The sequence below is a fragment of the Flavobacterium sp. CSZ genome (genome assembly GCF_015350725.1).
GTDB lineage: Bacteria > Bacteroidota > Bacteroidia > Flavobacteriales > Flavobacteriaceae > Flavobacterium.
Map to the genome: position 1 here is coordinate 20,153 of NZ_JADKPQ010000030.1, position 23,804 is coordinate 43,956.

General features: G+C 34.2%; 21 protein-coding genes. 10 read left to right on the forward strand and 11 right to left on the reverse strand.

All coding sequences use genetic code 11. The features are described from left to right. Positions 1-65: 65 nt before the first annotated feature. The 5 genes from IRZ78_RS24250 to IRZ78_RS24270 all read left to right on the forward strand — a co-directional run bounded on the left by IRZ78_RS24250 (position 66) and on the right by IRZ78_RS24270 (position 6,582). The gene (locus tag IRZ78_RS24250) at positions 66-1,253 is read left to right on the forward strand and encodes a phosphoglycerate kinase (protein ID WP_194619834.1); all 1,188 of its coding nucleotides are present in this window, start codon (positions 66-68) and stop codon (positions 1,251-1,253) included. 110 nt (positions 1,254-1,363) lie between these two features. Further along, positions 1,364-3,211 (forward strand): LysM peptidoglycan-binding domain-containing protein, encoded by a 1,848-nt coding sequence (locus IRZ78_RS24255; protein WP_194619835.1) that lies wholly within the window; start codon positions 1,364-1,366, stop codon positions 3,209-3,211. A gap of 47 nt (positions 3,212-3,258) precedes the next feature. Then, positions 3,259-4,224, forward strand: a complete 966-nt coding sequence (locus tag IRZ78_RS24260) for a DUF4837 family protein (protein ID WP_194619837.1) — start codon at positions 3,259-3,261, stop codon at positions 4,222-4,224. A gap of 65 nt (positions 4,225-4,289) precedes the next feature. Then, positions 4,290-4,736, forward strand: a complete 447-nt coding sequence (locus IRZ78_RS24265; protein WP_194619839.1) for a GNAT family N-acetyltransferase — start codon at positions 4,290-4,292, stop codon at positions 4,734-4,736. Between the two features lie 187 nt (positions 4,737-4,923). Then, entirely contained in the window at positions 4,924-6,582 is a 1,659-nt protein-coding gene (locus IRZ78_RS24270; RefSeq protein ID WP_194619841.1) for a S41 family peptidase, read from the forward strand. 116 nt (positions 6,583-6,698) lie between these two features. Here IRZ78_RS24270 and IRZ78_RS24275 read toward each other — a convergent pair whose 3' ends face one another. The 3 genes from IRZ78_RS24275 to rnpA all read right to left on the reverse strand — a co-directional run bounded on the left by IRZ78_RS24275 (position 6,699) and on the right by rnpA (position 9,649). Then, positions 6,699-8,336 carry a S41 family peptidase gene (locus IRZ78_RS24275; RefSeq protein ID WP_194619843.1) on the reverse strand — a complete coding sequence of 546 codons (1,638 nt, stop codon included), beginning with the start codon at positions 8,334-8,336 and terminating at the stop codon, positions 6,699-6,701. 2 nt (positions 8,337-8,338) lie between these two features. Further along, positions 8,339-9,163 (reverse strand): DUF4349 domain-containing protein, encoded by an 825-nt coding sequence (locus tag IRZ78_RS24280; protein WP_194619845.1) that lies wholly within the window; start codon positions 9,161-9,163, stop codon positions 8,339-8,341. 81 nt (positions 9,164-9,244) lie between these two features. After that, positions 9,245-9,649, reverse strand: coding sequence for a ribonuclease P protein component (gene rnpA, locus IRZ78_RS24285; RefSeq protein ID WP_194619847.1), 405 nt, complete (start codon positions 9,647-9,649; stop codon positions 9,245-9,247). A 346-nt stretch (positions 9,650-9,995) separates the two neighbouring features. On the opposite strand from rnpA, the gene IRZ78_RS24290 reads away from it, so the two are divergent. From IRZ78_RS24290 to IRZ78_RS24300, 3 genes are all read left to right on the forward strand, one after another. Next, positions 9,996-10,736 carry a lysophospholipid acyltransferase family protein gene (locus tag IRZ78_RS24290; protein ID WP_194619849.1) on the forward strand — a complete coding sequence of 247 codons (741 nt, stop codon included), beginning with the start codon at positions 9,996-9,998 and terminating at the stop codon, positions 10,734-10,736. A 53-nt stretch (positions 10,737-10,789) separates the two neighbouring features. Next, positions 10,790-11,782 (forward strand): acyl-ACP desaturase, encoded by a 993-nt coding sequence (locus IRZ78_RS24295; protein WP_194619851.1) that lies wholly within the window; start codon positions 10,790-10,792, stop codon positions 11,780-11,782. A 233-nt stretch (positions 11,783-12,015) separates the two neighbouring features. Continuing rightward, a complete protein-coding gene (locus tag IRZ78_RS24300; protein WP_194619853.1) occupies positions 12,016-12,669 on the forward strand; it encodes an HD domain-containing protein in 654 nt (217 codons plus the stop codon). 241 nt (positions 12,670-12,910) lie between these two features. Here the strand turns inward: IRZ78_RS24300 and IRZ78_RS24305 are convergent, their stop codons facing one another. The 5 genes from IRZ78_RS24305 to IRZ78_RS24325 all read right to left on the reverse strand — a co-directional run bounded on the left by IRZ78_RS24305 (position 12,911) and on the right by IRZ78_RS24325 (position 17,222). Next, on the reverse strand, positions 12,911-13,033 hold the full coding sequence (locus IRZ78_RS24305) for a FeoB-associated Cys-rich membrane protein (RefSeq protein WP_078006651.1): 123 nt from the start codon (positions 13,031-13,033) through the stop codon (positions 12,911-12,913). Positions 13,034-13,039: 6 nt separating this feature from the next. Further along, positions 13,040-15,139, reverse strand: coding sequence for a ferrous iron transport protein B (gene feoB, locus IRZ78_RS24310; protein ID WP_194619855.1), 2,100 nt, complete (start codon positions 15,137-15,139; stop codon positions 13,040-13,042). Next, positions 15,139-15,378, reverse strand: coding sequence for a FeoA family protein (locus tag IRZ78_RS24315; RefSeq protein ID WP_017495803.1), 240 nt, complete (start codon positions 15,376-15,378; stop codon positions 15,139-15,141). Before IRZ78_RS24315 ends, feoB begins: the two co-directional genes overlap by 1 nt. Before the next feature lie 104 nt (positions 15,379-15,482). Next, a complete protein-coding gene (locus tag IRZ78_RS24320; protein ID WP_194619857.1) occupies positions 15,483-16,148 on the reverse strand; it encodes an SCO family protein in 666 nt (221 codons plus the stop codon). 150 nt (positions 16,149-16,298) lie between these two features. Next, positions 16,299-17,222, reverse strand: coding sequence for an EamA family transporter (locus IRZ78_RS24325; protein ID WP_194619859.1), 924 nt, complete (start codon positions 17,220-17,222; stop codon positions 16,299-16,301). 203 nt (positions 17,223-17,425) lie between these two features. Here IRZ78_RS24325 and IRZ78_RS24330 point away from each other — a divergent pair, with 203 nt between their 5' ends. Both IRZ78_RS24330 and IRZ78_RS24335 read left to right on the forward strand, forming a co-directional pair. Further along, positions 17,426-19,486 (forward strand): M13 family metallopeptidase, encoded by a 2,061-nt coding sequence (locus IRZ78_RS24330; protein ID WP_194619861.1) that lies wholly within the window; start codon positions 17,426-17,428, stop codon positions 19,484-19,486. Between the two features lie 213 nt (positions 19,487-19,699). After that, positions 19,700-21,760 (forward strand): M13 family metallopeptidase, encoded by a 2,061-nt coding sequence (locus IRZ78_RS24335; RefSeq protein WP_194619863.1) that lies wholly within the window; start codon positions 19,700-19,702, stop codon positions 21,758-21,760. 54 nt (positions 21,761-21,814) lie between these two features. On the opposite strand, the gene IRZ78_RS24340 is transcribed toward IRZ78_RS24335, so the two are convergent. The 3 genes from IRZ78_RS24340 to hemB form a co-directional block, all read right to left on the reverse strand. Further along, entirely contained in the window at positions 21,815-22,264 is a 450-nt protein-coding gene (locus IRZ78_RS24340; protein WP_194619865.1) for a GyrI-like domain-containing protein, read from the reverse strand. Between the two features lie 73 nt (positions 22,265-22,337). Next, positions 22,338-22,742 carry a c-type cytochrome gene (locus tag IRZ78_RS24345; protein WP_194619867.1) on the reverse strand — a complete coding sequence of 135 codons (405 nt, stop codon included), beginning with the start codon at positions 22,740-22,742 and terminating at the stop codon, positions 22,338-22,340. A 2-nt stretch (positions 22,743-22,744) separates the two neighbouring features. Continuing rightward, positions 22,745-23,737 (reverse strand): porphobilinogen synthase, encoded by a 993-nt coding sequence (gene hemB / locus IRZ78_RS24350; protein WP_194619869.1) that lies wholly within the window; start codon positions 23,735-23,737, stop codon positions 22,745-22,747. Between the last annotated feature and the right edge of the window lie 67 nt (positions 23,738-23,804).

Here is a 23,804-nt window from a genome sequence, read left to right on the forward strand (position 1 = left end):
ATATTTATGATACTTTAAAAGTTCTATATTTGTTTTTCTTTCAAAAAAAACTAAAAAACTATATAATGAAAACTTTAAACGATTTCGATTTTAAGAATAAAAAAGCAATTATCCGTGTTGACTTTAATGTACCATTGGATGAAAATTTTAATGTAACTGATGCTACACGTATCGAAGCTGCAAAACCAACAATTGATGCTATTTTAGCACAAGGCGGAAGTGTAATTTTGATGTCGCATTTAGGAAGACCAAAAGGAGTAGAAGAAAAATATTCTTTAAAACATATTTTAAAAACAGCTTCAGAAATTTTAGGACTTAAGGTTAAGTTTGCCGAAAACTGTGTTGGAGAAGTTGCTCAGGCTGCAGCCCAAGATTTAAAACCAGGAGAAGTTTTATTGCTTGAAAATTTACGTTTTCATGCTGAAGAAGAAGCAGGAGAAGTTGCTTTTGCAAAAGAATTAGCATCACTTGCAGACATCTATGTAAACGATGCTTTTGGTACTGCTCACAGAGCACATGCTTCAACAACTATTATTGCACAATTCTTTCCAACAGAAAAATGTTTCGGAACATTGTTGGCAAAAGAAATAGAAAGCTTAAACAAAGTACTTAAAAATAGCGAAAAACCGGTAACAGCAGTTCTTGGAGGATCTAAGGTATCATCTAAAATTACCGTTATCGAAAATATCTTAGACAAAGTAGATCACATGATCATTGGAGGCGGAATGACTTTTACATTCATTAAAGCACAAGGTGGTAAAATTGGAGATTCTATTTGCGAGGATGACAAACAAGAATTAGCACTTGAAATTTTAAGATTGGCGAAAGAAAAAGGAGTTCAGATTCATATTCCGGTTGATGTAATTGCTGCAGATGATTTCTCAAACACAGCAAATACTAAAGTGGTAGATGTAAGAGAAATTCCTGACGGATGGCAAGGTCTTGATGCAGGTCCTAAATCTTTAGAGAACTTCAAAAAAGTAATTTTAGAGTCAAAAACTATTTTATGGAATGGTCCATTAGGAGTTTTCGAAATGGAATCATTCGCAAAAGGAACAATTGCTTTAGGTGATTATATCGCCGAAGCTACAGAAAATGGAGCGTTTTCATTAGTAGGTGGTGGAGATTCAGTTGCTGCTGTAAAACAATTCGGATTCGAAGATAAAATGAGTTATGTATCCACTGGTGGTGGGGCTATGCTTGAAATGTTAGAAGGAAAAGTTTTGCCTGGAATCGCTGCGATTTTAGACTAAAAAATCACAATTAACATTTTTTTAGATAGTTTACATGCATAAACTGGTTAAGTTTGCAAAAGTAAGGTTTCTGTAATTGTTTGAATTATAGAATTTTAAAAAAATGTTATATGATTGTAAAAAAAATATCAATAGTAGTTTCGGTGTTTTTTTCTATGTCGATCTTTGCGCAGGATATTGCAAAGACAGATGTTGAAATTAAGCCAATTGTAAAGATATCGTATTTAGATTCTGTTAAAAATACTTTCAAAAGAGATGTAATGGCAACCCGCGTTGACAGTCTCTGGATGAACGAATTAGTAAGTTTAGATATTTACGATGATCTTACAAAAGACATTCAAACCATCAATACAGATGTTACTGTAGATGAAGAACTGCCAACAGAATTGCTTAAACAGCGTCTTCAGGCAATGAATGAGAAATCACCTTTTGACATTGAATACAATCAGGGTTTAGAAAACATAATAAAGTCATTTCTTAAAAATCGTAAAAAATCGTTTTCAAGATTAATGTCTTTATCAGAATATTATTTTCCCATTTTCGAAGACGCTTTTGCCAGACAAAACGTGCCTTTAGAAATTAAATATTTAGCCGTTGTAGAATCTGCTTTAAATCCTAAAGCAGTTTCTAAAATGGGCGCCACCGGACTTTGGCAATTCATGTACGGAACCGGTAAACAATATGCCTTGAAAATCGATTCCTATATCGATGAGCGCAGTGATCCTCTTAAAGCTACAGCCGCTGCATCAGAATACATGAGCAAGATGTTCAATATTTTTGGCGATTGGGAGTTAGTTTTGGCATCATACAATTCAGGACCTGGAAATGTTACCAAAGCAATTCGTCGCTCTGGCGGAAAAACAAAATACTGGGACATTCGTAACCATCTTCCAAAAGAAACTCAAGGTTATGTTCCCGCTTTTTTAGCTACAATGTATCTTTTTGAATACCATAAAGAACACGGAATAAATCCGCAAAGAGCAGTAGTTAAAAACTTTGAAACAGATACAGTACAGATCAAAAATCAAATGTCATTCAAGCAAATTGCAGATTTGTTAGACATGCCGCAATCTCAGATTCAGCTTTTAAATCCTTCGTATAAATTAAACGTAGTTCCTTTTTATCAAGGCGAACCGCATTACCTGCGTTTGCCAAAAGATAAAATCGCCACATTTGTTTCAAACGAAGACAAGATTTATGACTACGTAGCGTATCAATCACGAAATAAAACAATGCCTACACAGTTGGCTTTGAAAGTTACGCCTAAAGCAAAAGCAAAACTGGAGAGAACAATTGAGCCAGTGGATACCGATCTTAAATGGTATAAAGTTCGAAAAGGAGATAATTTAGGTGCTATTGCTGCCAGGTACAATGTAAATGTGATTGACTTAAAAAAATGGAATAATCTTAAAACAAACTCGGTTGCACTGGGCAGAAATTTAAAGATTAAATCAGATATCGATGCCGTTGTTAAAAATCCAAAAGAAGTAAAAGCAACTCTTGCAATAGAGAAAAAAGCTGAAGAAGCCGTTGCAGTTGTCGATGATAAAGATAAAGCTTCCAAAGTATACGATGTATATGTAGTAGCAAATGGAGATAACTTAGGAAGCATTGCAAAAAAATTCGGTATGAATATTGCTGAATTAAAAGAGCTTAATAGTTTAACTTCAAATAATATTGGTTTAGGAAAATCTTTAACAGTTTCTAAAATTGCACCGGATATTATTGATGAACATGCTGTAAATACTGCAGTAGCTTCAAATTCTTCGATTGATTCATTCAAGAAAAAAGCAACTTCAACCAAAGATCTTGGAGAAGACTATTACGTTAAAAAAGGGGATTCGTTATATAGTATTTCTAAAAAATATCCAGGTGTTACCATTTCGGATATTAAAAAATGGAATAATATTAAAGACGGAGACATTAAACCAGGAATGAAACTTAAAATAAACGGATAGTTAAAAAATCTTACATAAATTTGGGTTTTATTTCATAAATTAAGAAAATGAATAAAACCCATTTTTTATTGCTGTTAATTCCGTTTCTCTTGATTTCTTGTTTAAAAAACGAGAAACCCCAGCCCGTATCGGGTAAAACCAACTCGATTTCTATTATTATAGACGATCAGTTGTGGTATGGAGAAGTAGGAGATAGTATTCGAAATAAATTTGCATCACCCGTTTTGGGCCTCACCCAGGAGGAACCTTTATTTACCATAAATCAATATCCCGCACGTTTGCTTGAAGGTTTTGTTACCGATAGCCGAAGCATTATTGTAGTTAAAAAAGCAACTACAGAAAAATTCGAAATTACCCACAGTAAATCCTTACCCCATAACACATTTCGTATTTACGGAAAATCAGTCGATGATATTATTTGCAGTATTGAACTCAATTCGGCACAAATTATTAAAATCATTCGCGATGCCGAAATTCAGAAAATCCAGGAAGATAATAGCAAATCACTATTGAACCCGACCGTTATAAAAAACAAATTCCATATCGATTTGCAAATCCCGACCGGTTATGAATACATGCTTCACAAAAAGAATTTTATCTGGCTTAAAAAAGACATTATAAGCGGTAATACAAGTTTACTCATTTACCAGATTCCCATACGTAGTTTTAAGAAAAGCTCAGATCTTGTAGATAATATTATCAAAATGCGCGATTCGGTTGGTTTTTATATCAAAGGTCGCGAACCCAATACCCGAATGATAACAGGTGAAGCTTACGCGCCTTATTTTTCGACTATAATGTTAGACGGCAAACAAGCCTATGAAACCAAAGGAAACTGGGAGCTAAAAAATGACTTCATGGCCGGACCATTTATTAATTACGCCATTGTAGACAAAATGTACAATCGAATTTTGGTCATCGAAGGATTTTGTTATTCGCCATCTAATCAGGAAAGAGATTTAATGTTCGATTTAGAAGCCATTATAAAATCAGTAAAAATTGATAAACGATAAAAGTCTAAATGGTTAGATCACTTTTTGAAATAAAATAATCAATAGGAACAAGGGATAAATACAGAATGGAATTAAAATGGAAAATAAAGCCGTTTGAAGCATTAACGGTTCATGAGTTATATGATTTACTCAAACTAAGAAGTGAGATCTTTGTATTGGAGCAAAATTGCGTCTATTTAGACCTTGACGGAAAAGATAAGAAAGCATTACACCTAATTGGCGAATACGATGGTAAAACGGTCGCTTATGTACGTTTATTCGATGCCGGAATTAGTTTCGACAATGCCTCGATTGGCAGAGTCGTAGTCGATGCCAATTATCGCGACAGAAAATGGGGACATGACCTGATGCGTGAAGCTATTGCTGCCATAAAATCGAATTTCGATAAAGATAAAATTACCATAGGTGCACAACTGTATTTAAAGAAATTCTATGAAAGCCACGGATTTGTGCAAAGCAGCGAAATGTATCTTGAAGATGATATTCCGCATATCGAGATGGTTCGCGGTTAATTTCTAAAAGAGATAAAATCAGGTTTTTAAGTTTCTAAAACCTTTTAAATTTCAATTAAGCCTTCATTTGTTTTGTAAACAAATGAAGGCTTTGTTATTTTTTGCACATTTATGATTACAATAACATTTTCTAAAAGACAGTTTCTTTATTTTAGTTTTTTTGAAATTTTAAGAAAAAGTCTAATAAATGGGTAGATTAAAATGGGTTTTAGTGTTTTGTATTTGTGGTTTTGTGACTTTTGGTCAGAATCATTCGGTTACTAAAGTAGATGATAAAAAAAGTGAAAATCTGGCAAGTCTGGCGAAAGTTTGGGGATTTTTAAAATATTATCACCCCAATGTTGCAAAAGGAAATTTTAATTGGGATGAACAATTAATTCAAATGATTCCAAAAGTCGAACAAGCTCAAAACAAAGACGATTTATCCAGAATATATTTAGAATGGATTGCTGCTTTAGGCGTTGTAAAAGAATGTAAATCCTGCAAAGAAACTTCAAAAGAGAAATCTTTCGATAAAAACTTTGATCTCTCCTGGATAAATAATTCAATTATTTTTACCAGTGAACTTTCTCATAAATTGAAATACATTGAAGAAAACAGGTTCCGGGGAGAAAATTACTATGTTACCAAAAGTTCGGTAGGAAATATTAAAGTGAGAAATGAAATCAATTATACTGATTTTGATTATCCTGATCAAAATCATAGGTTATTGAGCTTGTTTCGATATTGGAATACCGTTGAATATTTCTTTCCATACAAATATTTAACAGATCAAAATTGGGATTCTGTTTTAATCGAAATGATTCCGAAATTTAAAAACGCAAATGATGCATTAGAATATCAATTACTAATGCAGGAAACGGTTGTTAAACTCGATGATACTCATGCAAGCTTTTATTCAGATAAGAATTTTGATTTTTTTGGGCGGAAGTATATTCCTGCATTCAGTAATGTAATTGAAGATAAAGTTGTTATTGCGGGATTTTATAATGATTCTTTGGCAAAATTAAATGATATCAAAAAGGGTGATATTATTGAAGAAGTTGACGGTAAAAGTGCTTTAGAAATAATGTCAGAAAGAAAAAAATATGTAAATGGTTCAAATAACAATACCAAGGCTAAAAATTACGATTATTTTATATTTAATGGTTCAACAGATTCTGTAAAAGTTAAAATTAGAAGAGATAATCTTATTTTCGTAAAAACTATAAAACGTTATTCTGGAATTGATTTTCAACCAAAAGGATTGTATAACAAGGAAAAATTTAATGTTGATCAAAATAATATTGCATATATTAATTTGGATAATTTAGAAATGAAGGATCAGAATATAATAATGCAAAAGATAAATAAAACCAAAGGCCTAATTATTGATTTTAGAAATTATCCTGATTTTATGCCGTATTTAATCGCCAGAAGATTAATTAAAGAGGATAAGGAGTATGCGCGGCTTATAGAACCAGATTTGACTTTTCCCGGCAAATTTAATTGGAAAAAAACAAAAGTTCTTGATCCTATTAAAAATGAGTATTATGCCGGAAAAGTAGTTGTTTTGGTAAACGAAGAAACTCAAAGTATGGCTGAATATTGTACAATGTTTTTGCAAACAGGAGATAATGTGGTAACTATTGGAAGTCAGACTGCTGGAGCTGATGGTGATATATCTAGAATTGAATTTTTAACTTTTAAATCAGCAATTAGTGGTCTGGGAGTTTTCTATCCGGATGGAACGCCAACACAAAGAGTAGGAGTTAAAGTTGATATTCTTGTTCGTCCTACAATTAAAGGAATTCAGGAAGGTCGAGATGAGTTGCTTGAAAAAGCAAAAGAATATCTGGTAAAATAAATAACGACATAAAACTTCAAAAGACAACAGAATTCAATATTAATTTCGAAATAAAAAAGCCTTTACTGACATTGAAATCAATAAAGGCTTTTCTGTATATTAGAAATATTTTCTAATTACATTTTCAAAATCGTTTTATACTCAGTTTGATTGTTTAAAACACTTACGGCTTTCTTAATCTCAGAGTTGTTTTTGATGTAATATTGATACAAACCTTCCTGATACTGATATCTTTTTATTAATTCCTCCTGAATCAGGTTTCTAATCTCCTTTTGGTTTTTATCGAGCAAAGTCGTTTCGCTTTTTTCAAGAGCGGCCAGTAATTGCTGATATTCCGGAGCGATAGTTTCATCTATTTTTTCATTTTTGGCTGCAGCCAAAGTATTCTTCAAAGCGACTTCCGTTTCAGTATCGAAACTGATTTTGTTGGCTTTCAGGTATTGCTTGAAACTAGCATAGTCGGCATCAGAAACTGTTGGAATTTTATCTCCTAAATTTGGATTCTTGTAGTAATACGTTGTGGCGTAATCAAAAATTCCGTCATTTTTTAATAATGCAGTCGTAATAGGGCTCATTTTAGATTCGTCTAATTCGATATCCGGCAAAACACCGCCACCATCATACACTGTTCTTCCTTTTCTGGTCTTAAAAGCATTAAAGTTTTTGGCATCTGTTTTTTGAGCAACACCATTTTTATCCTTATGTGCATAATCCAAAGCCTGAATACAACGGCCCGATGGAGTGTAGTAGCGGGAAATAGTCACTTTTAGCTGAGTTCCGTAAGTCAAATCAACAGAACGTTGTACCAGACCTTTCCCGAAACTGCGGGTTCCTAAAATCACCGCGCGATCTAAATCCTGCAAAGCACCCGAAACAATTTCAGAGGCAGAAGCACTTCTTCCGTTTACTAAAATAGCCAGCGGAATTTGAGTATCTACAGGTTCTTTGGTCGTTTTATAAGTATTGTTGTGTTTCTCGATTCTTGATTTTGTAGTTACAATAACTTCATTTTTTGGTACAAACAAATTACAAATATCAATAGCTTCGTTAAGCAAACCACCAGGGTTTCCTCTTAAATCAAGAACAATTTGTGTAGCGCCATCCGCTTTTAGTTTTTCAAGAGCTTCTTTTACTTCATTTGATGCCTTTCGGCTAAAGTGAGCCAAAACAATATAACCCGTTTTGTCGTCGATTTTCCCATAAAAAGGAACCGATTTAATATCCACTTCATCCAAAATCAGCTCCGTTGTAAAGGTTTTTCCCTGACGAAGGTATTTAATCTGGATTTTGGTATTTTTTGTTCCTTTCAATAATTGCGAAGCATCATCTTTAAAGTCAGCAATCAAAACATCGCCAATCTGAATAATTTCGTCACCTGCTTTTAGTCCGGCTTTATCAGCAGGATAATTTTTATAAGGTTCACGCACAATTAAGCGGTCTTTTTTTCTGGAGATCAAAGCGCCAATTCCGGTATATTCTCCGGTATTATTGATCTTGAAATTTACAACATCCTGTTCGTTAAAGTAAACCGTGTAAGGATCTAAACTTCCCAACATGCTTTTAATGGCTTTGTCCATCAAATCACCCGGATTGGTTTCATCGACATAATTGGTGTTAACAGCTTTAAACAATGTCGTAAAGATTTCGATTTGTTTGGCAATTTCAAAAAAGTCGTCTTTGAAACTGGTTCCAATAAATAAAAATCCTGCCGCAACAGTGGGTATGATGAATTTCTTTTTGAAATAAGGATACATGATTATAATTTTTTTCTTTTAAATCTTCTTCTAATAAAATAGGCAATTACACAAAATAGTATAATAAATGGCCAAAGGCTAATAATGGAAATTAAAAATTCTGAAAGGCTAAAAAATCCGGATTGAATCGCTGCCCAGATTTTAGATCCGTACGAAGCTTTGACTCCTTCTTTTTGAGCAATGGTTTTGTAAAATTCAATGCTTACAGTACTTTCCGAAACACGATTTTCCAGATATTTCAATTGCCCTTCCTTAGCTTCAATTTCTTCGCGAATGGCTGAAATCTGTTTTTCGATTTCTAAAATCTCACTTATTTTGGTTGCTTTTTGTAATATCTCTAAGTAACGTGCTTCAAGTTTTCGTTTCGTTTTTAGTCTTGTCGTTAAATCAATATATTCTTCGGTTACATTTTGCGAAGTAATATCTTTTCTTTCAAAATAAGAAACCCCTTTTGAAATAGCATTTATAAAAGCATCAAAATTTTGACTAGGAACACGAACAGTTAAATTTCTATAAACATTGTTGTAATCTTTTCCTTCAGAATCATTTTGTATGCTAGCCTTATTCGCTGCAATTGCAGTTTGAATTTGATTGAAAGTATCTTGCAGATCATTAGTCTCAAATCTAAGGGAAGCTTCTTTAATAATTTTTTGAGGAATTTGAGGAGAAGCAGGGTCGGCCATGTCATCTTTTAGATTTGAACTGGCAGCAGATTCATTTTTTGGAGGTAGTTTAACGGCACTAACCATTATATTAGCTGGTTCCTCGTGTTTACTACAACCTGAAAAGGTCAAAAGGACAAAGAATAAAAAGAAAAAATATTTCATATCTATTTCAAATTAAATCTAAAACTACAATTTTTTTATAATTCTTGGTCTAATTTGATCAATAAAGTTGTCATCGAAGGATTACAAATCAATTTTATCTTCAGAATCATTGGTTTTGTTTACTTGCAGAAGGAATTTCTCGAACAACTGAATCGTTTTGGTATTGATTTCTTGGTAAGATAATTTGTCTTTAGTCTGATAAAAAAACATCACAGAATAAGGTTCCTGAATATTATCTAAAAGCAAATGTTTATTCAATCGGTACGTTTCCCTTAAAACACGTTTGAAGTAATTGCGATCAACCGCTTTTTTAAAATATTTCTTAGAAACCGAAACACCCATTTTAATTTTTTCGTCTGAACCTTCTTCCGTTTGACGGTAAACCAAACGCAACGGATATTTAGAAACTGATTTTCCTTCAGAAAATAGTAAACCTATTGTCGTTTTGCTCTTTAAGCGTTCCTTTTTTGGGTAAGTGAAGTTCATTTAATTCAGAAAAAAATTGCAATTATGTGGCAAAGGTACAATTGTATTGCAAAAGCAAACGAATATTAGGCAATTACTTTGTATTCAAATTTGTGCCAGGCTATAAATAATAAAGGATTTACTGGTACAAATGTGGTTTTTATAACTTAAAGATGATTTTCTATAAACAATAAGGCCCATGTCATGCGTATATTTGTAAAATTCAATATAAAAAGCCATTATAAGCGTGTAAATTTGTACGATTTGTAATCGATTTATTTTGGTAACTAGCATATTTATTGGTAGTTATATAATTTTTATATAGCTAAAAATTTATTTATTACTTTTGGGCATTAATTTTTTAAGCATGCAAAAAATAATTTCCTATCCAATATCTGTCATATACTACATAATTTTTAGTTTGTGCCTGCTTGTATTTCATCCAATACAATGGATTTGCCTAAATGTTTTTGGCTATCAGACTCATAAAAAAAGTGTCGATTATTTAAATTTTTTCCTTTTAAGATGTACCAATCTTGTGGGAACAACTTATAAAATCGAAAACAGAGAAACAATCCCAACAGGAGTGCCAATTATTTTTGTTTGTAATCACCAAAGTATGTATGATATCATTGCAATGATTTGGTATTTTAGACGTTTTCATTGTAAATTTGTAAGCAAGAAAGAGTTAGGTAGCGGAATCCCGAGTGTGTCTTATAATTTGAAACATGGAGGATCAGTGCTAATTGACCGTAAAGACCCTAAACAAGCTATTCCGGCAATTAAAGGTTTGTCTGAATATATTGAAAAATACAAAAGAGCAGCTGTTATTTTTCCTGAAGGAACGCGTAGTAAAACAGGAAAACCTAAAGAATTTGCTCAAAATGGTGTGAAAATTCTATGTAAATACGCACCTTCTGCCTACGTAGTACCGGTGAGTATCAACAATTCATGGAAAATGGTAAGATTTGGTTTTTTTCCTGTAGGTTTAGGAAATCGCCTTACCTTTACCGTTCATAAAGCTTTGGCTGTAAAAGACTATAATTTTGCCGATTTAATGGAGATGACAGAGAAGGCAGTTGTAGAAGGAGTAAACGAGTATAAATAGATTTTTGATTTCAGCAATATAACTGAAACAGAAATCCCAATCTTAAATAAGTAATGTCTATAAAAAACATTAGATTAGAAGTAATGCAGTTTTTGGAAAAAAACGTGGATAGCTTCGTTGAACAGTATTTAATTCCGGTAGAAAAAATTTGGCAGCCGTCAGACTTTTTACCTAATTCTGAAGGAGAAAATTTCTTTGAGGAGGTAAAAGAGTTACGTGAAATTGCCAAAGAATTACCATATGATTTCTGGGTTACGCTTGTAGGTGATACCATCACTGAGGAGGCTTTGCCAACATACGAATCATGGTTAATGGATGTAGAGGGTATAAATCAGATAGAAAATGGTGGAAATGGCTGGTCGAAATGGATCAGACAATGGACCGGAGAGGAAAACCGCCACGGTGATTTGCTTAATAAATACTTGTATTTGTCTGGTCGTGTAAACATGCGTGAAATCGAAATGACAACACAGCATTTAATCAACGACGGTTTTGATATTGGAACTGGATCTGACCCATACAAAAACTTTGTATACACAAGTTTCCAGGAATTAGCAACTTATGTTTCGCACAATAGAGTAGCTCAAATGGCTAAAAAATTTGGTGATAACAAGTTGTCTAAAATGTGTAAAATGATTGCTGGTGACGAAATGCGTCATCACCATGCGTATAGCGAGTTTGTTACCCGCATTTTTGCAGTAGATCCTAGCGAAATGATGTTGGCTTTTCAGTACATGATGAAACAAAAAATCGTTATGCCGGCACATTTCTTAAGAGAATCTGGCCAAAAAATCAGTTCTGCTTTCGAACAATTTTCTGATTCAGCACAACGTATTGGGGTGTATACCGCAAGCGATTATGTAGATATCATGCAGAAATTAATGGACAAGTGGGAAATTGATAAAATGACCGGTTTAACAGATGAAGCTGAAAAAGCACGTGATTATTTAATGAAATTACCAGCTCGTATGGCAAGAATCTCAGAAAGATTAGTAATTCCGCAGGAATCACACATCTTTAAATGGGTAGAACCAGCGAGATTGTAAAAATTTTAGATTGCAGATTTCTGATTTTAGATTAAAATTGATTTTTGTAATTAATATTTGATATTGACATTTAAAACATATTGTTGATTGTTGAGGTTGAAAAACTTTGACAATCAACATTTTTTATTCAATAAGGATTTTCGAAAGACGCAATTAAAAAATAATCTGCGTAAATCCGTTTAATCCGCAAAATCTGTGTGCCATTAACTATGCAGATAAACACATAACAAACTATGAAGAATTCTGAACTGATAAACAAAACAATTGCTTTTGTAAAAGAAAAACTAAATGATGCCGAAGGAGGACACGATTGGTTTCATATCGAACGCGTCTATAAAAATGCGCTATTAATCGCAAAAGATACTGATTGTGATCTTACGGTTGTTCAATTAGGAGCTTTACTTCACGATATTGCCGATAGTAAATTTCATAACGGAGATGAAACGATTGGCCCAAAAACCGCACGTTTGTTTTTAGAATCAGAAAATGCTTCAGAAGAAATTATTCAGCATGTAGTGAATATCATCGAAAACATCTCATATAAAGGCGGAAATTTTGAAAAGAAGTTCTCCTCGATAGAATTGGATATAGTTCAGGACGCGGATCGTTTAGACGCAATAGGAGCGATTGGAGTTGCAAGAGCGTTCCATTATGGCGGATTTAAAAATAGAACCCTTCATGATCCTGAAATTGCACCAGTAACCAATATGACCAAAGAAGATTATAAAAAGAATAATGCGCCAACGATAAATCATTTTTACGAAAAGCTTTTACTCTTAAAAGATAAAATGAATACCGAAACCGGAAAACAAATCGCCGCCGAAAGACATCGTTTTATGGAGTTATTCCTGGCTCAGTTCTACGCAGAGTGGGAGGGGATTAAGTAAGTTTTCAGTCTCAGTCTCAGTTTTCAGTAATAAAAAAAGGCTTCATAATTGAAGCCTTTTTTTTATGTTTTAATTCTAATTCTACCTTTAGGGATAGCTTTGTGAGCTTCTCGCGTAGCGGGGATTATGCAGAATCAATAGAAATCTTTGTAGAACTTTGTGAGTCTCTGTGAAACCTCCGTGAATCTCTGTGATACAAAAAACTAATCCACTTAGAATCTCAGCAACTGAGAACCTTCGTCTAAGAACACCCACAATTCCCTTCACCGCAATCTTTCTTCTTCTTAGATTTCCAAAAGAACTTTTTGATCAAAAAACCAACGGCGATAAATAATATGACAAAGGCAATAATTTCTTGTACCATGATCGTTTATTTTAAAAGTTGATACGCAAAAAGCGCTACAAAGTAAGCAAGCCCACTCATCAGGAAAAGCTGCATTGCAGGCCATTTCCATGAATTTGTTTCTTTTTTGGTAATTGCCAATGTACTGGCACATTGCATCGCAAAAGCGTAGAATAATAGTAATGAAATTCCCGAAGCAAAATTGAAGATCTTCTGACCCGTTTCAGGATTTATTTCTTCCTGCATTTTACTTTTTATAGTGGCTTCGTTATCACTGCTTCCTACACTGTAAATTGTCGCAAGAGTTCCTACGAAAACTTCACGCGCCGCAAACGAACTGATAATCGCAATACCTATTTTCCAGTCGTAACCCAAAGGAGAAATAGCAGGTTCAATAGCTTTACCCATAATCCCGATATACGAATTCTCTAATTTCTGAGAAGCCACTTCGTTTTCGAATTCAGTTTCGTCAAGTGGAGTATCCACAAATCTTTCTTTTACGATAGATTCAGCTTCGTTAAAATCTTTTCCGGGACCGTACGACGCTAAAAACCATAAAATAACAGATATCGCTAAGATGATTTTACCGGCTCCAACAACGAAAGCTTTTGTTTTTTCGACAACATTAATGGCAACATTCTTGAAAAGAGGTAATTTATAACTCGGCATTTCGACAACGAAATACGTTTTGGCACTTATTTTTAATATTTTGTTTAAGATATAAGCTGATAAAATGGCTGTTCCAAAACCTAATAAATATAACAACATCAAGGCCAAACCTTGTACATTTAAAAATCCAAACAAACGTTCTTCTGGAATTACCAATGAAATGATAATAGTATAAACCGGTAATCTCGCGGAACAAGTCGTGAATGGTGTTACTAATATCGTAATAAGACGTTCTTTCCAGTTTTCGATATTTCTGGTCGCCATAATTGCGGGAATCGCACAGGCAGTTCCAGAAATCAAAGGCACAACACTTTTCCCGGAAAGACCAAACTTACGCATGATTTTATCCATCAAAAAGACCACACGACTCATATAACCGCTTTCTTCCAGAATCGAAATAAACAAGAACAGAAAGGCAATTTGCGGAATAAAAATAATAACACCGCCAATTCCCGGTACAATTCCCTGCGAAAGTAAATCAGTTAGAATACCGCTCGGTAATTCCTGAGCTACCCAGCTGCTTAAAGAAGCAAAAGTGGTGTCGATAAAATCCATTGGGATGGTTGACCAACTGAAAATAGATTGGAAAATCAAAAATAAAATGGTCAGGAAAATAACATAACCCCAAACTTTGTGGGTTAAAACACGATCAAGTTTAGCTCTAAAATCTTTTGCCATCGAGGCATCAACTTTTAAACCTTCTTTCAAAACATCATTGATGAATTGGTAACGTTTAATAGTTTCTTTTTGCTGTAAACGCTTTAATTCAGAATGCGATTTGGTAAAAGTACTTCTGATTTCGTTTCGCTCTAAGTTCAAAAAGTTCACGTCCTGCGTAATGACCAACCATAATTTATATAATAACTGGTTAGGAAAAGCTTGCTGTAATTTTTCAAAATATTCTTCGTCAATAACCGAAGCATTCATACAAGGTTCATGCGGAATCGTTTTGTAAGAAACAATTAGTTCCTTTAATTCCTCAATTCCCAAGCCTTTGCGTGAGCTTACCAAAGCAATTTTGGTTTTTAATTTTTCTTCAAGATACGGAATATCTAAAGTTATCCCTTTGCTTTCCATACGATCCGACATATTAATGACTAAAATCGTCGGAATTTCAAGGTCTTTTATTTGCGTGTAAATCAGTAAATTTCGTTTTAGATTTTCAACATCTGTAACCACTACTGCTACATCCGGATATAATTTATCGTTTTTGTTTAATAAAAGTTCAATAACCACACTTTCATCCATAGAACTTGCGTTTAGGCTATAAGTTCCAGGTAAATCCAGAATATTGGCTTTGATGTTGTGTGGTAATTTACAGAACCCTATTTTTTTCTCAACCGTAATTCCGGGATAATTCCCCACTTGCTGATTTAGTCCTGTAAGCTGATTAAAAACGGAAGTTTTTCCTGTGTTAGGATTCCCAATAAGGGCAACATTGATATTTTGAATGCTCATTACAAATTGGTTTTGATAAGTTCAACTTCAATTTCACGAGCAGTTTCAACACGGATGGCTACGTGTGAACCATTAATATCTAAATATAATGGATCTCCAAAAGGAGCAATTTGAAGCAATTCAACTAAGTTGCCTGGCAAGCAGCCCATTTCTAATAATTTTAGAGGAATAAGATCGATATCAAAATCTTTGATAATGGCTTTCTCGCCTTTTTTTAGAGTGTGGATAGTATTTTGCAAAGCTTATTTAGATTGAATTTAGATTGCAAAAGTAGGCAATTATTCTTTATTTCAAGGCATTTAACACTTTTGTAAATGCTAAATGTTTCTAAAAATAAGGGATTTTACTCCTGACACAAGAAATTGATGTCCTCTAAAAGGCGCTGAATTTCCTCTTTGTTCGTTCCGTCATAAAAACCACGAACACGTCGTTTTTGATCGACCAAAACAAAATTCTCTGTATGTACCATATCGTACAATTGATCAGGGCGACCCAACTTTACCGCCAGATAGGATTTTCGGGCCATAGAGTAGATTTCTTTTTTGTCTCCGGTAACCAAATTCCATTTACTGTCAACAACATGATGTTTGACAGCATATTCTTTGAGAACCGGAATACTGTCAACTTCAGGAAAAACGGTATGCGAAAGCAACATTACTTTAGGGTTGTTTAAAATGGCCTTTTGAACATCTTCAAGATTCGTCGTCATTTTTGGACAAATCGAACCGCAAGTCGTAAAGAAAAAGTCGGCTACGTAAATTTTACCTTCATAATTCTTTTGGGTAATCGTATCTCCATTTTGATTTACAAATTTAAAATCTGCTATGGTATGGTATTTACTTTTGTACTGCACCGTACTATCTACCAATTCAGGATTTACATCAGCCGGATTATAAATTGGCAATGTTTTTTGTGGCTTTAAAGCCGAATAAAATAAAGATATGGTTACAGCTGAAAATACAATGAGAACAATAAAAAATTTGCGGTATTTATAAAGAAACGATTTCATAAAAATAATTTGGCGCAAAAATACAAAAAGCACATTTTAAAAAGCGAATAATGTGTTGTTTTTAACAGGATAGTGGAAGTAAATCGCCACGAATTCACGAAATATTTTTTTATTTTAATTCGTGAATTTGTGGCAGAAATCGTATTTGATCTACTTCTTAACCTTTCTAATAGATTTATTGACCAAATAAACTCCGGTTAATGTGACAACTGCACCAATTGCAACTGCCTTTGTAAGTATTTCTCCAAAAATAAAAGACCCTAAAACCATAGCCACAATCGGGTTGATATAAACATAAATACTGCTAATTTCTGTTGGAAGGTTTTTCAATGAATAGATAAAAGCGATAAAAGTTAAAACCGAACCAATAATAACTAAATAAGCAATTGCCCACCATGAAGGCATTGGGATTTCAGCAAATGGAATATTAATTCCTGCAGCTTCAGTAATTCCAAATAAAAATATACTGGAGATCAGCATCTGTAATCCTAAACTAAAATAAGGGTTAAAACTTGCTGCTTTTTTCTTTGTTTGTAAAATTCCAAAAGCCCATGTAATAGTAGATATAGTCATTAAAACAATCCCGAATTGAAATTCTGGTTTTAATATATCAGCAATATAATCGATGAAAAGAATACAAATACCTCCAAAACTAATTAAAATTCCAAGCAAAGCCATTCTTGCAATTTTGTAGCCGTTAAAAAAATTAATAATAATGATAAAGATGGGGAAAAGCGCAGTAATTATGGCACCTAATCCGCTACTCATATATTTAACACCCCAGGTACTTAAGCCATTACTAAGCATAAAGTTTAAAATTGCTAATACGAATATTGTTCGCCATTCTTTTCCTTTTGGCCAGGGTTCTTTCTTAATTAAAAAATAACCTATATATAAAATTCCACCTAAAAACTGACGGATGGTTACCAATTGCAAAGCTGGCATATATCTAACACCCTCTTTTGAGGCAAGCCAGGTTGTACCCCAAAAAAAACTTACCCAACATAACGCCAATATCGGTAATCCGATGGCATCGATTCTTCCGGAAACAGCATTTTGTATTTTGGCTTTCACTTTTATTTGAATTATTTGTAACAAATATTCCAAAAACTATTCTAATATTCAGTTAGAAACCGGTAATAAATACATGAAAATATTTGATGATATCTATTAAAATGTTAGAATAACCTGCTTTTTTGCGATTATTTCAATAATTTTAACATAGTGTTTCAGATATTAGGAATACGTTTGTATAACGACCAAAAACTTAAATATAAATGAAAAAACAACTTAGCAGACCATTGTTCTGCGCTTTTTTTGCAGCGGTTTCATTTACAGCTGTTAAAGCTCAAAATGCAAATCCAAAGGAACCCGGTATTAATGTGTCATACATGAATACTAAAATTAGTCCAAGTCAGGACTTTTTTCAATATGTAAACGGGACCTGGCTTAATCAAACTGAAATTCCAAGTGATCGTACCACATGGGGGAGTTTTAATGAATTGATTAAGAAAACCGACAAAGATGCAATGTCTATTCTGAAAGAAGCATCTAAAAATCCAAAGTACAAATCAAATACAGAACAGGGAAAAGCGGTTAATTTATTTTCAACGATTTTAGATACAGTTGGAAGAAATAAAGCCGGAATTGCTCCTTTGCACCCTTACTTTAAAAAGATTGACGCTATTAAAAACGTGGCTGATCTGCAAAAGTATTTAGTTGAGGTTGAACCGGAAGGTACAGCTGCTTTTTTCGGAATCTATATTGGTGCCGATGAAAAAAACAGTTCTAAAAACTCCGTAACCCTTGGCGTAAGTCAATTAGGTTTACCGGACAAAGATTACTATACATCTGAAGATAAAGATTCTAAAGAAAAAAGAGCAAAATATGAGCTTCATGTAGCGAAGATGATGCAGTTTATTGGCGAATCTCCGGAAAAAGCAAAACAAAGCGCAGCCACAATTTTAGCTTTGGAAACAGAATTGTCTAAGCCAAGATTAGATCGCGTAGAAAGCAGAGACAGCCGTTTGCAATACAACCCGATGACAATTGCTGAACTTCAAAAAATAACACCGGCAATAAAGTGGGATGCTTATTTTACAGGTCTTGGACTGGCGAAGTTAGATACAGTGGTAGTTATGGAGCCAAAGTATATGAAAGCTTTGCAAACTATTTTTACTCAAAATAAAGTTGCACAGTGGAAAGAATACTTAAAATGGGATTTATTAAATACCGTTGCTACAAAATTATCAACAGATATCGAAACGGCTAATTTTAATTTTTACAGTAAAACTTTAAGAGGAGCTATAAAACAATTACCACGCGAAGAAAAAGCATTACAGGTAGTAAACACAACTGTTGGTGAGGCACTTGGTAAATTATATGTAGAAAAAGTATTTCCAGCAGAAGCAAAAGCCAAAGCTGTAGATATGATTCATAATATTATTTTGGCGTACCAAAATCGTATTAACAATTTAACCTGGATGTCTGCGGCAACTAAAGTAAAAGCTATCGAAAAGTTAAACAAGATTACCATAAAAGTAGGTTATCCGGACAAATGGAAAGATTATTCAGCACTTGAAATTAAAAGTGTAGCCGAAGGCGGAAGTTATTTTGATAATGCCCGTAACCTGAGCAAATGGAATTTCAAAAAAGGAATCGAAAAACTAAATAAACCGGTTGATAAAACAGAGTGGGGAATGTCTCCTCAAACTGTAAATGCTTATTACAACCCATCTTATAACGAAATTGTATTCCCTGCAGCAATTTTACAGCCGCCTTTCTACAACTACCAGGCTGATGAAGCGGTTAATTATGGTGGAATTGGAGCTGTTATTGGTCATGAAATCTCTCATGGTTTTGATGATTCAGGAGCACGTTATAATGCCGAAGGAAATTTGGTAGACTGGTGGACACCAGAAGATTTAACGCAATTTACAGCATTAGGTAAAGCTTTAGCAGATCAATATAGTGCTTTAGAGCCATTGCCAGGAATTCACGTAGACGGTAATTTTACTTTAGGTGAAAATATTGGAGATTTAGGTGGTATCAATGCTGCTTACGATGGTTTGCAATTGTACCTAAAATCACATCCAAATCCGGGATTAATTGACGGATTTACTCCACAACAACGTTTCTTTATTTCATGGGCAACCGTATGGAGAACTAAAACGAGAGACGAAGCGATTAAAAATCAGGTAAAAACAGATCCGCATTCTCCTGGAATGTACAGAGCTTATGTTCCGCTTCAAAATGTTGATGCTTTTTATGATGCTTTCGGTATCAAAAAAGGTGATAAAATGTATGTTGATACGGATAAGAGAGTTAAAATCTGGTAATTTATAAATAAGAAACGACGCTGATAAAGCGTCGTTTTTTGTTTAAGTTGATTTTTTAAAGTTTAAACTTTTTAAAGATTTTAGAAGACATTTTTGATTAAAATATCTTTTTTAATTGCATCAGAATTCTTCAAATTAATTATTGATAAAATTTAACATAGAATTCAAAATAATAACAATATGTTTGTATATATACTAATACTATAAATAAAAATGATAAAACAGCTTAACAAATCTGTGTTTTGTGCATTTTCAGCAATGCTTTGTTGTGTGACAATCGAGGCACAAAATGCGAAACCAAAAGAACCGGGTATCAACCTTTCTAATATGGATACGAAGGTAAGTCCAGGTCAGGATTTTTTCCGTTACGTCAACGGAGCCTGGTTAGATAAAACTGAAATTCCAAGTGACAGAAATTCATGGGGAAGTTTTAATGAACTGCGTCAAAAGACAGATAATGACGCTCTTGCTATTTTAAAAGAAGCTTCAAAAGATCCTAAGTACAAATCAAATACAGATCAGGGTAAAGCAATTGCTTTATTCAATACGATTATGGATACTGTAGGACGTAATAAAAATGGTATCAAACCACTTCAGCCTTACTTAAAGAAAATCGATGCGATTAAAAACGTAACTGATTTGCAAAATTTCTTTATCGAAATGCAGCCTCAGGGCGGAATTGGATTTTTTGCAGTATATGTTGGAGCTGATGCAAAAAACAGTAACAAAAACTCAGTGAACTTAAGCCCGGGTGGTTTAGGATTATCTGACAAAGATTACTACAATGCAGATGATAAAGATTCGAAAGAAAAACGTGAAAAATACGAAGTACACGTAGCAAGAATGTTGCAGTATCTTGGAGAATCTCCTGCAAAAGCAAAAGAAAGTGCAAAACAAATCCTGGCTTTAGAAGTTGAATTGTCTGCTCCGAGATTAGACCGTGTTGAGCGTAGAGATCGCAGAAAACAATACAATCCAACTGCTGTTGCTGATTTAAAAAAGAATACACCTTCAATTCAATGGGATAAATATTTCGCAGGAATTGGTATGACGAAACTGGATACAGTAAATGTAGCGCAACCACGTTATATGATTGCTTTAGAAAAAACGTTAACAGAAAAGAAAGTAGAAGCCTGGAAAGAATACCTTAAATGGACTTTATTAAACAGAACAGCTTCAACTTTAACGACTGATATTGAAAATGCTAATTTCGATTTCTACGGAAAAACATTAACAGGAGCGTTAAAACAACGTCCGCGTGAAGAAGTAGCTTTACAAGTAATCAACGGTGCAACCGGAGAAGCCTTAGGAAAACTGTATGTAGAGAAATTATTCCCTGCTGAAGCAAAAGACAAAGCAAAGAACATGATTGCTAATGTAATGTTGGCATACGAAAACAGAATCAATGCATTGCCTTGGATGTCTGCAGAGACTAAGACAAAAGCAATCGAAAAGTTGAAAAAACTGACCATTAAAATTGGATATCCTGATAAATGGAAAGATTACTCTAAATTAGAACTTAAAAATGTTAACGAAGGCGGAACTTATTTTGATAATTCAAGAAATATATCAAAATGGGCTTACGCAGAAAACTTAGCAAAATTGGGTAAACCAGTTGATAAAACAGAATGGGGAATGTCTCCGCAAACTGTAAATGCTTATTTCAACCCATCTTACAACGAGATTGTTTTCCCTGCTGCGATTTTACAACCTCCTTTCTACAATTACCAAGCTGATGAAGCAGTTAATTATGGCGGAATTGGTGCTGTAATCGGACACGAGATTTCTCACGGATTTGATGATTCTGGTGCACGTTACAACGCAGACGGAAACCTTGTTGACTGGTGGACAGCTGATGATTTGAAACAATTTACTGCATTAGGTACAAAATTGGCAGATCAGTATAGCGCTTTAGAGCCTTTGCCGGGAATTCACGTAGATGGTAAATTTACTTTAGGTGAAAACATTGGTGATTTAGGTGGAATTAACGCTGCTTACGACGGTTTGCAATTGTATTTAAAAGCAAATGGAAATCCAGGATTAATCGATGGATTTACGCCGGAACAACGTTTCTTTATTTCATGGGCGACAGTTTGGAGAACTAAATCAAGAGATGAGGCTATTAAAAGTCAGGTTAAAACCGATCCGCATTCACCAGGAATGTACAGAGCGGTTGTGCCAATACAAAACGTAGATGCTTTTTACCAAGCTTTTGGAATCAAAAAAGGAGATGCAATGTATGTTGAACCTGAGAAGAGAGTTAAAATCTGGTAATATCAAACCATAAAAAAACGGCGCTAAATTTAGCGCCGTTTTTGGTTCTATATTTTATTGCAGTGCGATATAGATATCAACTTCTGCATTTTCCGGGTTTTGGGTTTTCTCACCATAAACCTCAAAATCTGCGGTAAAACTTCTATCTAAATCTGAATTCCAGATTTCCAGCCATTTATTATAAACAATACCTTCGGCTAAATTTCCTTTGGCAATCAATTCTTCATAATTTGCTGATTCAATTGTTTTACCAATCATGTTTTCAGGTACAACATCCAGACTTTTAACTTTACAACCTAAAATAGTGGTGTAAGGTTTGGTATGATCTTTTTCGTAATCTGTATAAATACAAAAAATATCCTCCGAAACTTTATTTGGAATTTTACGCTGAATTTCTTCGCTCATAAATTTGTTCCAAAGAGCCGGAATGTCTTCTCCGGACTTGCCATTTTCGTTTGTAGTTCTTACCGAAATACCAATTACACTGAATTTTTGAATGATCATTTTACTTCATTTATGTTAAGCTGTAAATGTAAAACCATGCAATGACAACAGCATGTCAGCAGAAATGATAATATTACTTTAAATGGCTGTAAATATAAGTCTCAATAGCTTTTAACTCATCATCAGACATTGCCTGAGTGATTGGTAAATTGGTTTTCATAACCGCAAACTGACTTGGGTCTACAATTGGTTCGGCATTTCCTTTTAAGAAAGTAACCATATCGCCTTTTTTGTCTTTGTAAATTTTGGCAATTTCCTTAATACTTGGACCAATTACTTTTTGATCAGCCTGATGGCACGAGGTACAATTTCCTGGTCCTTCAAAAATTTGTTTTCCTAAAGCTTCCGGAGTTTTGGCTTCCGCCGAATGTCCTTCAGAATACGTTTCTGTTGTTGGATCCTGAACCGGATCTTCTGTTGCTTCTTTTTTACATGAAGTCAACGCTAAAAGGACTGATAAGAATAATACGTTTTTCATCATTATTTATTTAATAGTAAAGCTGCTTCTTTTGCAAAATAAGTAGAGATAATACTGGCACCTGCACGCTTAATGCAATACAGTTGCTCTATCATAATTTTATCATGATCTAACCATCCTCTTTCTGCTGCGGCCTTTACCATAGCGTACTCACCAGATACTTGGTAAACGGCAACTGGAACGTGAACGGCATTTTTTACCTCACGAACAATGTCTAAATAGGCAATTCCCGGCTTTACCATAACGATATCTGCGCCTTCTTCTACATCTAATAATGCTTCGCGAATTCCCTCAATTCGGTTCGCATAATCCATCTGGTATGTCTTTTTATCTTTAGGAATATTTTGAGAATCTACCGGAGCAGAATCTAAAGCATCGCGAAAAGGGCCGTAAAATGCCGAAGCATATTTAGCACTATAACTCATGATTCCCACATTGTGATGTCCGTTTTCTTCTAATGCTTTTCTGATCGCTAAAACACGTCCGTCCATCATGTCGCTTGGTGCCACAAAATCGGCTCCGGCTTCAGCATGGCTTAAACTCATTCTGGTTAAAGCATCAACAGTTGCATCATTGATCAATTGACCATTTTCGATAATTCCGTCATGGCCGTAAATAGAATACGGATCTAAAGCTACATCCGGCATTACAATCATTTCAGGAACTGCATCTTTGATGGCGCGAATCGTTTGTTGCATCAAACCATCCTTGTTCCAGGCTTCAACACCTTTATTATCTTTTAGACTGTCACTAACTTTTACATAAATATTCACCGCTTTGATTCCTAAATCCCAGGCCTCTTTTACTTCTTTGATGGTGTTGTCTAATGAATGACGGTAGATTCCGGGCATTGACGGAATAGCTACTTTTACATCTTTTCCTTCGGCAACAAACATAGGAAGCATAAAATCCTGTGGACTCAAACTTGTTTCACGAACTAAAGAACGAATAGATTCATTGGTTCTTAAACGGCGGTTTCTTTGTAGTGGGAACATATAATTTTAGATTTTTAGATTTTAGATTTCAGATTGTAACCTAATTTTTTTGAAAGCAGATTGGTTA

Coding starts and splice junctions, on each gene's coding strand:
- IRZ78_RS24275 (WP_194619843.1), bottom strand. CDS start 8,336: ATGTATCCTTATTTCAAAAAGAAATTCATCATACCCACTGTTGCGGCA.
- IRZ78_RS24295 (WP_194619851.1), top strand. CDS start 10,790: ATGTCTATAAAAAACATTAGATTAGAAGTAATGCAGTTTTTGGAAAAA.
- IRZ78_RS24250 (WP_194619834.1), top strand. CDS start 66: ATGAAAACTTTAAACGATTTCGATTTTAAGAATAAAAAAGCAATTATC.
- IRZ78_RS24255 (WP_194619835.1), top strand. CDS start 1,364: ATGATTGTAAAAAAAATATCAATAGTAGTTTCGGTGTTTTTTTCTATG.
- IRZ78_RS24300 (WP_194619853.1), top strand. CDS start 12,016: ATGAAGAATTCTGAACTGATAAACAAAACAATTGCTTTTGTAAAAGAA.
- IRZ78_RS24280 (WP_194619845.1), bottom strand. CDS start 9,163: ATGAAATATTTTTTCTTTTTATTCTTTGTCCTTTTGACCTTTTCAGGT.
- hemB (WP_194619869.1), bottom strand. CDS start 23,737: ATGTTCCCACTACAAAGAAACCGCCGTTTAAGAACCAATGAATCTATT.
- feoB (WP_194619855.1), bottom strand. CDS start 15,139: ATGAGCATTCAAAATATCAATGTTGCCCTTATTGGGAATCCTAACACA.
- rnpA (WP_194619847.1), bottom strand. CDS start 9,649: ATGAACTTCACTTACCCAAAAAAGGAACGCTTAAAGAGCAAAACGACA.
- IRZ78_RS24265 (WP_194619839.1), top strand. CDS start 4,290: ATGGAATTAAAATGGAAAATAAAGCCGTTTGAAGCATTAACGGTTCAT.
- IRZ78_RS24320 (WP_194619857.1), bottom strand. CDS start 16,148: ATGAAATCGTTTCTTTATAAATACCGCAAATTTTTTATTGTTCTCATT.
- IRZ78_RS24340 (WP_194619865.1), bottom strand. CDS start 22,264: ATGATCATTCAAAAATTCAGTGTAATTGGTATTTCGGTAAGAACTACA.
- IRZ78_RS24335 (WP_194619863.1), top strand. CDS start 19,700: ATGATAAAACAGCTTAACAAATCTGTGTTTTGTGCATTTTCAGCAATG.
- IRZ78_RS24345 (WP_194619867.1), bottom strand. CDS start 22,742: ATGAAAAACGTATTATTCTTATCAGTCCTTTTAGCGTTGACTTCATGT.
- IRZ78_RS24260 (WP_194619837.1), top strand. CDS start 3,259: ATGAATAAAACCCATTTTTTATTGCTGTTAATTCCGTTTCTCTTGATT.
- IRZ78_RS24305 (WP_078006651.1), bottom strand. CDS start 13,033: ATGGTACAAGAAATTATTGCCTTTGTCATATTATTTATCGCCGTTGGT.
- IRZ78_RS24330 (WP_194619861.1), top strand. CDS start 17,426: ATGAAAAAACAACTTAGCAGACCATTGTTCTGCGCTTTTTTTGCAGCG.
- IRZ78_RS24270 (WP_194619841.1), top strand. CDS start 4,924: ATGGGTAGATTAAAATGGGTTTTAGTGTTTTGTATTTGTGGTTTTGTG.
- IRZ78_RS24290 (WP_194619849.1), top strand. CDS start 9,996: ATGCAAAAAATAATTTCCTATCCAATATCTGTCATATACTACATAATT.